Raw genomic sequence first — 11,134 nt, forward strand, 5'->3', positions numbered from 1 at the left:
GAAACAAACCAGGCACCCAATCCCCTAAACAATCCAGGCACAAAGCCCAAACCGCCAGGACGCCGTCAACATATCCCTTCCGTTCTCTTCTCTCTTCAATTGTCAATGAGCCCAGGTCCCTATCCAGAAACCCCCAGCCCCGGCAGGGCCAAAGACACTAGCAAAAACCTAGCCACTCCGTCAAGGCTCCAAAACCCCAACCAGCGGTGAACAGCGATCTACACAACACACTCATCACCGTCAACTGACAGGCGTCGAAAAAAACGAAAAAAGACGACGATCGCCCCCCTGCTCCAGGGAAACCGCCACTTTCGAGCAGCGGATATCGGTGCGGATATCGGTCCTGCCAACCCTCCCCCTTTTACGCCCGCCTCCCTATCTGAAACTATGGCGAGGACAGCCCGCCAACAGAACAGGCTCCTCGCCTTTGTCCCGCCCTTGTCCCCTCCCGCCGCGCGGCCACACCGGGCCATGGAACATCGGATTGACGCGGATCGTCTTCCCCTTCATCGCACAGCCGCACCAGACGCTGCACGCGCTGCCCATCGCATTGGAGATCGCTCGCCGTCATCCGGACTTCGCCGTCCATGTCGCTTGCCTGACGCCGGAACATGAAGCCTATATTCGTCATCTGGCCGGATTTTATCCCGAATCACAGATCACATTCGATCGGCTTGCGTTGCCCGGTTCTCTGCGGCGGCGACTCGCTCGTCGCGGTCCCAGCGTCCTGACCAAGCTGGCCGCGCTTCTATGGAACACGAATTATTTCAATAATTTTCAAGCCATTGTGGTTCCCGAGCGCACCTCGCTCCATCTCCGGCACATGGGCGTGCGTCGGCCCCGGTTGATCTGGACGCGACATGGCGCGGGCGATCGGGCGATCGGCTTCGCGCGGGATGTCCGGCATTTCGACTTCATTCTGATGGCGGGACAAAAACTGGAACGCCGACTGCTGATGCAGGAGGCGCTGCGCCCCGGACGGTATGTCACCGGGGTCTACGCCAAATTCGACATGGTGCGACTGCTGCATCGCGACGCAGCACCGCTGTTCGGAAATGGACGCCCGACAATCCTGTATAATCCGCATTTCAATACGCGCCTGTCTTCATGGCATAAATTCGGGCTGCAGGTTCTGGATTATTTTGCCCGGCAGAACCGGTACAACCTTGTCTTCGCACCGCATTACCGGCTGTTCGACGCGCATCGCGGCAAGGGAGCGGAGATCGTGCGCCGGTTCAGCGGAATACCCCATATGCTGATCGATCCAGGTAGTCCGAAGAGCATCGACATGACCTACACGATGGCGGCGGATCTCTATCTGGGCGATGTCAGCAGCCAGGTCGCCGAGTTTCTGCTTCGCCCGCGCCCCTGCCTGTTCCTGGATGCCCATGAGACAGATTGGCAAGGCAATCCCGATTACCGTTTCTGGTCTCTCGGGCGTGTCAGCCACGGCACGGCGACGCTGGAAACGGACCTGGAACAGGCCTTTAGAACCCATGCCGATTTCCTAGAGCGGCAAGAATCGTATATATACGACACATTCGGGCTGGACGGCCCGGGTCCGACGGCTCCGCGTGGCGCGGACGCCATCGTGGAATTTCTTCGGGAGGCGTGTCATGAACGCTGTTCCCGTTCATGACACACCGTTTATTCGATAGTTCCAGGTGGAAGATTCATTGCCTGACATGATACGCCTTCCGACTCCGACAGATTCTGGTCAGGCACGCCGCCTGGGTGATTTCGCAACATTTCCCGACGCGCTGGATTACGCGGCCCAAGGGAATGCCGGATTCAATATTTATTCCGGCCGCGGCCAACTGTTGGAGGCCCTGCCCTACCGCACCCTGCGTGCCCAGGCCCATGAGGTCGCGCGCCGATTGCTGACCCTGGGTCTGCGGCCGGGCGAACGGGTCGCCATCGTGGCGGAGAGCGACGGCGACTTCGCACGCATCTTCTTCGGCTGCCAGTATGCCGGACTGATCCCCGCCCCCATGCCTCTGCCGGTCGCTTTCGGCGGGCGCCAGGGCTACGTGACCACGCTGCGCGGCATGATCCAAAGCGCCGGTGCGTCGGCCGTCATCATTCCCGAGATCATCGCATCCTGGACCGACGAGATTATCGACGGCTTCACCTTGCGCTTCGGCGGCCGGCCGGCCGAACTGATGGCCCTGCCGGCGGATGACCTCGCCCTGCCGACCGTGAACCCCGACGACCTGTCCTATCTGCAATTCTCGTCGGGCAGCACCCGCTTCCCGATGGGGGTGGCCGTGACCCAGCGCTCGGGGATGGCCAATGCCCGCGCGATCGCGCGCGACGGCCTGAAAGTGCGCGATACCGGCGATCGCTGCGTCTCGTGGCTGCCGCTCTATCACGACATGGGGCTGGTCGGCTTCTTCCTGACCCCGGTCACCTGCCAGTTGAGCGTGGATATGCTGCCGACGCGGGAGTTCGCCCGCCGTCCCCATGTCTGGCTGGACCTGATCAGCCGCAACCGCGGCACGATCGCCTATAGCCCCTCCTTCGGGTTCGAACTGTGCGCCCGGCGCGCCACCTCCATCGCCCTGGACCTGTCCTGCTGGCGAATCGCGGGGATCGGCGGCGACATGATCCGTCACCACATCCTTGAAGAATTTGCCGAGCGCTTCGCCGCCTCGGGCTTCGACAGCCGAGCCTTCACCGCCAGCTACGGCATGGCCGAGGCGACATTGGCCATCAGTTTCGTTCCGCTGGCATCGGGCATCCAGACCGATACGGTCGATCTGCGCGTCCTGGAGACCCAGGGGATCGCCCGCCCCTCCGACGACCCGGGCCAGGCGCTGCGCACCTTCGTCCTGTGCGGCAAGGTGCTGGAGGAACATGAACTCGAAATCCGCGACTCCACGGGCCAGGCCCTGCCGGACCGCAAGGTCGGTACCATCTTCGCCCGCGGCCCCAGCCTGATGCGCGGCTATTTCAACCAGCCACAGGAAACCCAGCGCGTGCTGGACGATGCGGGATGGCTGAATACCGGCGATCTCGGCTACATGCTCGACGGGCAGGTGGTCGTGACCGGACGCGCCAAGGACCTGATCATCATCAATGGCCGCAATATCTGGCCCCAGGATCTGGAATGGTCCGCGGAAACCGAAATCGGCGTCCTGCGCAGCCGTGACGTTGCGGTGTTCTCGATCGACCAGGAAGCGGGCGAGAAGGTCGTGGCCCTGATCCAGTGCCGTGCCTCGACCCCCGAGGCACGGGAATTGCTGCGGACCGAGGCTGCCAATCTCTTCCGGCGTCAGCACGGCGTGGACGTGTCGGTCATCCTCGTTCCGCCGCACACGCTGCCGCAGACCTCGTCCGGCAAGCTGACGCGTGCCCGAGCCAAGGCGATGCTGCTGTCCGGCGCGTTCGAAACCATTGCCGAGACTGCCTCGGTCGCGTAACCGGGCAGCTCTGCAAAAGGAAGACATCGATGAGTGAAACGACGGCAGAGGTCTCTGCCCTGATCATCCAGACATTGCTGGCCAATCCGAAGGTTCCCCGGGACATCGATGGCGGCAGCAAGATCGTCGAGGACCTGGCGTTCGATTCACTCGCGGTCATGAATTTCGTGATGGAGATCGAGGATTCGCTCGACGTCTCCGTGCCGCTCGACCGGCTTGCCGATATCCGGACCATCGACGACCTGGCCGCCTGCATCGTGTCGCTGAAACACGGCGGCTGATCCCGATGTCGATTTTCAGCAAGTATGACGGGCTGGCCCGTTCGCTGGCCGCCGTCACTGCGGGTGGCGGCCGCAATCCGTTTGCCGTGGTCATCGAGCGGCCGGTCTCCTCGACCGTCGGGCTGATCGAAGGACGCGAGACGCTGCTGTTCGGCACCAACAATTATCTGGGCCTCAGCCAGTCCGAATCCGCTGTCACGGCCGCGATCGACACGTTGCGCACCCACGGCGTGGGCACCACCGGGTCGCGGATCGCAAACGGGACCCAGGGCCTGCACCGCCAGTTGGAGGAGCGCATCGCCCGGTTCTTCCGGCGACGCCATTGCATGGTGTTTTCGACGGGATACCAGGCCAATCTGGGCGTGATCTCCGCCCTGGCCGGCAAGGACGACTACCTGCTGCTGGATGCCGACAGCCACGCCAGCATCTATGACGGCAGCCGCCTGGGCCATGCGCAGGTGATTCGGTTCCGCCATAATGATCCCGAGGACCTGCGCAAGCGCCTGCGCCGCCTGGACGGCACGCCGGGAGCGAAGCTGATCGTGGTCGAAGGCATCTATTCCATGATGGGCGATGTCGTGCCGATGGCCGAATTCGCCGCCGTGAAACGCGAGACCGGCGCATGGTTGCTGGCCGATGAGGCCCATTCGGTCGGCGTCATGGGCGCACACGGCCGCGGCGTGGCGGAAGCCGACGGCGTCGAAGCCGATGTCGACTTCGTGGTCGGCACGTTTTCCAAAAGCCTGGGCACGGTCGGCGGCTATTGCGTATCGGACCATGACGGGCTGGACCTGATTCGCCTGTGCTCGCGCCCTTACATGTTCACCGCATCCTTGCCGCCCGACGTCATCGCGGCGACGATGGCCGCATTGGGCGAACTGGAAAGCCGGCCCGAACTGCGCCACGCTCTGATGGACAATGCTCGCCGGCTTCATGCCGGGCTGAATGCCGCCGGCCTGCGTACCGGCCCGCAGGCCAGCCCGGTGGTCTCCGTAGTGCTGGACGACGTCGCGCAGGCGGTACAGTTTTGGAACCGGCTGCTGGATCTGGGCGTCTACGTGAATCTCAGCCTGCCGCCCGCGACGCCGGACCAGCATCCGCTGCTGCGCAGTTCGGTGATGGCGACGCACAGTGCCGCGCAGATCGACCGCGCGGTGGACGTCTTCGCCACCGTGGCCGGCGAACTGGGCCTGCGGCAGTAAGGCGCGGCCTGGTCAGGGGCTGCCGTCCCGCTGTTCCGTCCGCCGAAACAATCCCGCCCGGTGCAGCGACCATAACAGCCGGGGCAGGCAGAGCAGTGGATGGCGCTCGGCAAACGGTGTCAGCCGCAGCTCGACCCCGGAATGGCGGCGGATTTTCCATACGATATAGCCCGCCCCTCCGGCGAAGGTGAACGCGGCCTTGGCCAGGCGCGCCACGTGCAACGGACGCCCGAGCCGGCTGCGCCGCGCCCACCGCCGCCATGCCCGCGCCCGGACCGCGGCCGGCAGCGCGGGACGAAACTGGTCACCCGTCTGGGTAAAGGACAGGCCCGATGCCTGCCATGCCGCCTCCAGCAGGGCGCGGTAGCGCGCCACCCGGCCGTCCAGCAGGCTGCGGGCCCGGGCCGCCGTTTCGACGCGCAGTTCGGCACCGTATGTCCGGGCAAACAGCCCATCCCAGTACAGTTCCGCCGTTCCCTGCACGGGGCCGAGACAGGCCGCCCACCACGACGCCACCGCAACCGCCCGGATCAGGCAGCCCAGAATGGCATCGGCGGCATCGGCATCCCGCACCCACACCAGCCGCGCCGGCTGACAGAACCGGGCCCAGATCGTGGTGTCCAGCGTGCCGCGACCGGTCAGCGCCCGGAACTGCGCCAGCGTGACGATCGCGACCTTGGCGCGCAGAAAGCGGCCACCGGCCGTCGCTTCATGATATTCCACGTTCGGCGGCAGCAAAGCGTTGGCCACTTTGGCCACACGGCCGCGCGGCCAGTCGGCCTGGCGCGCCACCACCACATAGAAATCCAGGATTCCGTCCGGATCGGCCTGCCGCAATGACGAGCCATAGAACAGGACCCCCAGCACCGGCGCGTCGCCCACCAGCCGCGCCACGAAATCGGTGACGGCAGGGTCGACCGGCTGGATCAGTTCACCGGCCAGCAGGTGCCCCACCCGCCCTGCCGCCGCCATGGCGGAATGATCGGACCCCATCACGCCCCCCGGATGAAATCGAAACGCGGGCCGGCCGTCAGGATCGTTCGCCCATCCGGGCCGGAATCCCAGATTTCGCCGTCCAGAACGAAGGACCCGTCGATCCGCAGCGACAGGCAGTCGGCCCGCCCCCGTTCATAGGCCGGCGCACTGTCCAGCCAGGCCGGCGTCTCGCCCCGCAGCGAAGCCCATGTCGCCGCGAGCAGCCGCTCGGGAAAGGCCCGCACGTTCAAGTAGGCCAATCCTGCTCCGTCGTCCGCCCCTTGCCGCGCGGCGAAAGGCCACATGCCGCGCGGCAGGCAACGCAGGGTCGTGGCCATGAACAGGAAGCAGTCCATCGTCCGCGGCGCCTCCGCCCCGACGGCCAGGGTGACCGGATTCCCAGCCAGCCATTTGCGGCGTGTGGAGCGGAACATCAGACGTCCCAGCGACGACGCGATGGCCACGGCGACCGCGATATCGTGCGAGAACCGGTTCAGGATGGCCGGCCGGTGGGCGATGCGAACCCCCTTTGTGAAGGCCGCCGCCCCATGGAACATGCCCAGGGCTACCGGGCGCGTAGAATCGGACCATCGAATGGCCAGCGCGTCGCGCCGGGCGACCGTGCTGCGCAGCGTGCCCGCGCGCGCCATGACCGTCAGGCGTTCCAGCGCCGCGCGGCCGCGCAGGCCGAACCCCACATCGGCGGCAATCAGGTTGGTATTGCCCGACGGCAGGACCGCCAGCGCCGGCAGCGCATCCGTCGGGTAGAAGCGATGGATGGCCGACATGACGTCGCTGACCGTGCCATCCCCGCCATCGACGGCGATGACCCCGACCTCGCGCCGCGCCAGTTCAGCCACCGCCTCGGGCAGCAGGGTCCGGCTGGTGGAATGGAAGAAGAGCGGCCCCAGCGCGCGGGCCGCCCGCTTGCGGAAACTGCCATCCTCCACCCCATTGCGCCGACTGCGCGAATTATGGATCAGGGCAAACGGTTCGCTCACGCCGTGCCGGCCTTTTTCTGTGCGTCGTACATTCGTAGGCTCATAAGCCGCGTTCCAGACGCCATTGCAAGGCGGGAACATCGATGCCCCGTCCACGAAGCCCCGCGCCCGCCTGCGCCGGCCACAGGAGTGCTTTGCTTGCCCGAGATCACGCTGGCCCATCTCTCAGACCTGCATCTGCCGCATGACAGGCTGCGCGTTCCGGCCAGGGCGTTGCTGAACAAGCGGATGACCAGTCAGATCTCCTGGCGCTGCAAGCGGCGCTTCCTGCATGACCGCGCGGTGGCGGATGCCGTTGCCGCCGATATCCGTGCGATGGCTCCGGATGTCGTGGCGCTGACGGGCGACCTGACCAATCTGGGCCTGCCGGCCGAATGCCGGCAGGCGGCCGAATGGCTGCATACGCGCCTGCCGGGTCCGATCTGCGCCATTCCCGGCAATCACGACATGCTGGTCCGCGAATCGTGGTCCGAGACGCTGGGCCAGTGGGCCCCGTGGATGGCAGCGGACGCCGACGGTTTCCCTTACCTGCGCCATATCGGCCCGCTGGCGCTGATCGGCGTCAATTCGGCACGGCCGATGGCCTGGTTCTCCGCCGCCGGACGGATCGGTGCCAGCCAGGCGGCCCGCTTGGCCGATATCCTGCATGAAGCCGGGCGGCAGGGCCGCTTCCGCGTGGTCATGATTCATCATCCGCCCATCACCGGCCTGGTATCGCACCGCAAGTCGCTGCTGGATGCCGGCCTGTTCACTGCCGCGATCGCCAGGACGGGCGCCGAAATGGTCCTGCACGGCCATGCGCACATATCCTGCATGTCCACCCTGCCCGGGCCCGACGGGCTGGTTCCGGTCCTGGGCATCGCTTCCGCATCGATGCACGCCAGGCGCCAGGAACGGGCGGCGGCATGGCACCGGATCGACGTCGCCGCCACCACTCGGGGTTACCGGGCCGAGATCCGCCGCCGCATCGTCGCCCCCGGACACGCCGTACGCGAACTGCCCTGCTGGTCGATCGAGACGGAAAGAGCCGCCCGCGTGCGATTTTGAGTTTTGAGCCCGGTGCGATTTGAGTCCGTTGAACGCGGCGCGTATGTGTTGGACGCCATGATGCGCGCGTCTCTCATTCCTCCGTCCTGGCCTCCTTCCGTCCGGCGAATCCTTCCGGGAACGCTGGACCGGTACCTGATCGCGCAGATGCTTCCCCCTTTCTCGATCTCGCTGGGCGTCGTGATGACCGCGCTGCTCCTGGAACGGCTGCTGGTCCTGTTCGACGTCCTGGCGGCCGATGGCGGGACGCTGAAGGTCTTCGCGGGCCTGCTGGCCGACCTGGTGCCGCATTATCTGGGGCTGGCGCTGCCGGCCGCGATCTGCGTCAGCGTGTTTTCCGTCGTGCGGAGAATGAGCCAGAACAACGAGATCGACGCCTTGATGGCCGGCGGTACGTCCCTGCTGCGCATCGCCCGTCCCTTCGTCGCCTCCGGCCTGGCCCTGGCGGCGATCAGCTTCGCGCTGTACGGCTTCATCCAGCCCTATGCCCGCTACGATTTCCGCCAGGCGCTGTACCTGGCCAGCCATGCCGGGTGGGCGCCGCACCTGCAAAGCCGGATGTTCGCCACGCCCAGCGGCACGCTGATGCTGACCGCCGACCAGGTCGAGGGGGCCGGCACGCGCCTGTTCCACGTCTTCCTGCGCGAACGAAGCCCGGGGCTGGAGCGCGATATCACCGCCGCCGCCGGCCGGCTGCTCATGACTGGCGACAACGACGTCGTACGCCTGGACCTGGCGCACGGCATCATCGTCACCGACCGGGACGACGGCCGGCCGACCCTGACGCTCTTCGACAGCACGACCCGCCTGTTCCGCACGCGCAACACGGCCCGCGCCTTCCGCCCGCGCGGCAATGACGAGCGGGAACTGACCGTGCCCGAACTGCGCCGGGCGATCCGCGGCCATGATCCCGCCATCCGGCGGTCCCACCTGCTGGCCGAGCTGCATTTCCGCCTTGCGCGCGCCATGGCCATTCCGTTCATCCCGCTTCTGGCCTGCGCCCTGGCCGGCCTGGCCAAGCGGCAGCGGCAGAATCTGGGCCTGGCGATCGCGGCGGTCAGCCTGGTCGGGTTCGACCATGCGCTGCAACTGGGGCAGAGCCTGGTCGCCAGCCGCGGCCTGTCGCCATGGCCGGCGATCTGGGGCCCCTATGCCCTGTTCTGCTGCGCCTGCACCTGGCTGGCGCTACGCCGCGCAGGATCGGCGGGGGCCGGCCAGGCATGGATATGGGCATGGACATGGCGGCGGCGTCCCGCCACCGGCCCGTCCTGATGCGGCACGCCACGGTCCCCACGTCGTCGCGCAGGTCCCGCGTCCTGCTCTTCTATCTGTCGCGCGAGCTGGTGCTGCGCGTCGCCACTACGGGCGCGATCCTGGTTGCATTGATGGAAATCCTGGCGCTGCTGGAACAATTGACCCCGATCCTGGAACGGCATCTCGGGCTCGGCGGCGTGCTCTATTTCACGCTCCTGCGCGCGCCGATGCTGCTGGGCACCATCTGTCCGCTGGCCGTCCTGATCGGCGCGCTGCTCCTGCTGGTCCAGATGACGACGAACAGCGAAATCGCCATCCTGCGGGCGGCGGGCCTGTCGACGCCCGGTCTGGTCGCGCTGTGCCTGCCGGCCGTCCTGGGGCTGGGTCTGGCCGACATGGTGCTGGACGACCAGGTCACGCCGCGCACCGAACTGGTGCTGGCGCAATGGTGGAACGAAACCGACCCCCATCCCGAAGCCGGGCACGGATTCTGGTTCCGTAGCGGCGCGACGCTGGTCGATGTCGGCTATGCGGCAGAGGGCGGGCGGCTGCTCTGCAAGGTGGATCTGTATCGGCGCGACGCGGCCGGGCGGCTGACGCAAGCCAGCCATCTCGATTCGGCCCGTTACGCACACGGACACTGGATCGGCGGCCTCGGCCGCGGGCTGCATGTCGCCTCCGTATCGGTCCGGCCCGCCGCTCTGCCATCCGGCCCGATACGGGACCTGGACGGGCCGGATCCGCTGACCCCGGCGCAGGTGATGCGCCTGGCGGCCGATACGCCGCCGCTATCGGCCGCGGCGGCGATTTCCATGCTGCAGGGCCGCGCGCCATCCAGCCAGCCGCCGGGCTATCTTCGGACCGCATTGCTGGATCGCGCGCTAACCCCGCTGACTTTCGTCGTCATGCTGTTATTGGCGCTGCCGGTGGTCTATATCCCACCGCGGACGGGTACGCGAAGCTGGCTGCCCGTCTGGTGCCTGGGGGCTGGCCTGCTGTTCGTGGTGTTCCAGGGACTGCTGCGGGCCCTGGGCAATGCCGGCACGCTGCCGGCACTGTTGGCGACCCTGCCAGGCGTCGTGATCTTCACGTGCGCGGTCGGCGTCGTGATGCTGAGGATAGAAGAGAGATGATCGGCTCGACATTGCGCAATGGGTCCCTCCGCACCGGGCGGAGCTTCGATCTGGGCAAGATGGATCTCCGCCAGTTGTGGATCGCCTACCTGACCTATCCGACCATCCTGCTCTATATCGCGCTGGCCGTGGCCAGCTTCGCGATGCTGGGCCGCCATTTCCCGGGCATCCTGCCTACCGCGGTCGCCATGGGCGCCGTCATCGCGATCTATCCGGTCGCGTGGTACCTGATCCATCGCTTCATCCTGCACGGGCGCTTCCTGTACCGGATGAAATGGACCGCTTCATTGTGGAAGCGCATCCATTTCGACCATCACCAGGATCCGCATCTGCTGGACGTGCTGTTCGGCTCGCCGCTGAACACCCTGCCGACGATCGCGCTCATCACCCTGCCCGTCGGCTATTCGATCGGGCATCTCGGCGGGGCCGCCGCCGCGATGGGGACCGGGCTGACCGTCACCTGCATCTACGAATTCTTCCACTGCATCCAGCATCTGAACTACAAGCCGCGCATGCGCTGGATCCAGAAGATGAAACAGCGCCACGTCCTGCATCATTTCCATCACGAGGACGGCAATTACGGCATCACCAGCTTCTTCGTCGACCGCCTGTTCGGCAGCTACTACGCCGACGCCCGCGCGCGGCCGCGCAGCGCCCATGTCTTCAACCTGGGTTACGACGTCCAGGAAGCCGCCCTCTATCCCTGGGTGATGGACCTGACCGGCGCGCCGCCGCGCGAGAAGCCGGACGGCGCGCCGCCCCAGCGGAACGCGGCGTGACGAACGGCCTGCTGACCGTCCTGGTCCTGGCAGGCACGCG

10 protein-coding genes are annotated in these 11,134 nt (G+C 66.4%); 8 read left to right on the forward strand and 2 right to left on the reverse strand.

Annotated features, from left to right (window positions below; translation table 11 throughout):
- Positions 1-484 precede the first annotated feature (484 nt).
- Genes HUK84_RS05225 through spt form a run of 4 tightly spaced genes read left to right on the forward strand, consistent with a single transcriptional unit; the run spans position 485 to position 4,905 of the window.
- On the forward strand, positions 485-1,639 hold the full coding sequence (locus HUK84_RS05225; RefSeq protein ID WP_176639323.1) for a sensor domain-containing protein: 1,155 nt from the start codon (positions 485-487) through the stop codon (positions 1,637-1,639).
- 46 nt (positions 1,640-1,685) lie between these two features.
- Positions 1,686-3,422 carry a fatty acyl-AMP ligase gene (locus tag HUK84_RS05230; RefSeq protein WP_176639324.1) on the forward strand — a complete coding sequence of 579 codons (1,737 nt, stop codon included), beginning with the start codon at positions 1,686-1,688 and terminating at the stop codon, positions 3,420-3,422.
- A 29-nt stretch (positions 3,423-3,451) separates the two neighbouring features.
- On the forward strand, positions 3,452-3,703 hold the full coding sequence (locus HUK84_RS05235) for an acyl carrier protein (protein ID WP_176639325.1): 252 nt from the start codon (positions 3,452-3,454) through the stop codon (positions 3,701-3,703).
- Positions 3,704-3,708: 5 nt separating this feature from the next.
- A complete protein-coding gene (gene spt / locus HUK84_RS05240) occupies positions 3,709-4,905 on the forward strand; it encodes a serine palmitoyltransferase (protein WP_176639326.1) in 1,197 nt (398 codons plus the stop codon).
- Positions 4,906-4,917: 12 nt separating this feature from the next.
- Here the strand turns inward: spt and HUK84_RS05245 are convergent, their stop codons facing one another.
- Together HUK84_RS05245 and HUK84_RS05250 are read right to left on the reverse strand one after the other, a co-directional pair.
- Complete coding sequence (locus tag HUK84_RS05245; RefSeq protein ID WP_176639330.1) at positions 4,918-5,898, reverse strand: hypothetical protein; 981 nt, start codon at positions 5,896-5,898, stop codon at positions 4,918-4,920.
- Positions 5,898-6,881, reverse strand: a complete 984-nt coding sequence (locus tag HUK84_RS05250; protein ID WP_176639327.1) for a diacylglycerol/lipid kinase family protein — start codon at positions 6,879-6,881, stop codon at positions 5,898-5,900. The genes HUK84_RS05245 and HUK84_RS05250 overlap by 1 nt, the downstream gene beginning before the upstream one ends.
- A gap of 138 nt (positions 6,882-7,019) precedes the next feature.
- On the opposite strand from HUK84_RS05250, the gene HUK84_RS05255 reads away from it, so the two are divergent.
- From HUK84_RS05255 to HUK84_RS05270, 4 genes are read left to right on the forward strand one after another with little or no spacing between them, the layout of a single operon-like run.
- Positions 7,020-7,928 (forward strand): metallophosphoesterase family protein, encoded by a 909-nt coding sequence (locus tag HUK84_RS05255; protein WP_246285410.1) that lies wholly within the window; start codon positions 7,020-7,022, stop codon positions 7,926-7,928.
- 60 nt (positions 7,929-7,988) lie between these two features.
- Positions 7,989-9,200: an LptF/LptG family permease gene (locus HUK84_RS05260; RefSeq protein ID WP_176639331.1), complete on the forward strand. Its 1,212-nt coding sequence runs from the start codon at positions 7,989-7,991 to the stop codon at positions 9,198-9,200.
- Positions 9,200-10,315, forward strand: coding sequence for an LptF/LptG family permease (locus HUK84_RS05265; protein ID WP_176639332.1), 1,116 nt, complete (start codon positions 9,200-9,202; stop codon positions 10,313-10,315). Before HUK84_RS05260 ends, HUK84_RS05265 begins: the two co-directional genes overlap by 1 nt.
- Positions 10,312-11,094: a sterol desaturase family protein gene (locus HUK84_RS05270; RefSeq protein WP_176639329.1), complete on the forward strand. Its 783-nt coding sequence runs from the start codon at positions 10,312-10,314 to the stop codon at positions 11,092-11,094. The genes HUK84_RS05265 and HUK84_RS05270 overlap by 4 nt, the downstream gene beginning before the upstream one ends.
- The last annotated feature ends 40 nt before the right edge of the window (positions 11,095-11,134 follow it).

The sequence above is a fragment of the Nguyenibacter vanlangensis genome, assembly GCF_013376155.1.
GTDB classification, from domain to species: domain Bacteria; phylum Pseudomonadota; class Alphaproteobacteria; order Acetobacterales; family Acetobacteraceae; genus Gluconacetobacter; species Gluconacetobacter vanlangensis.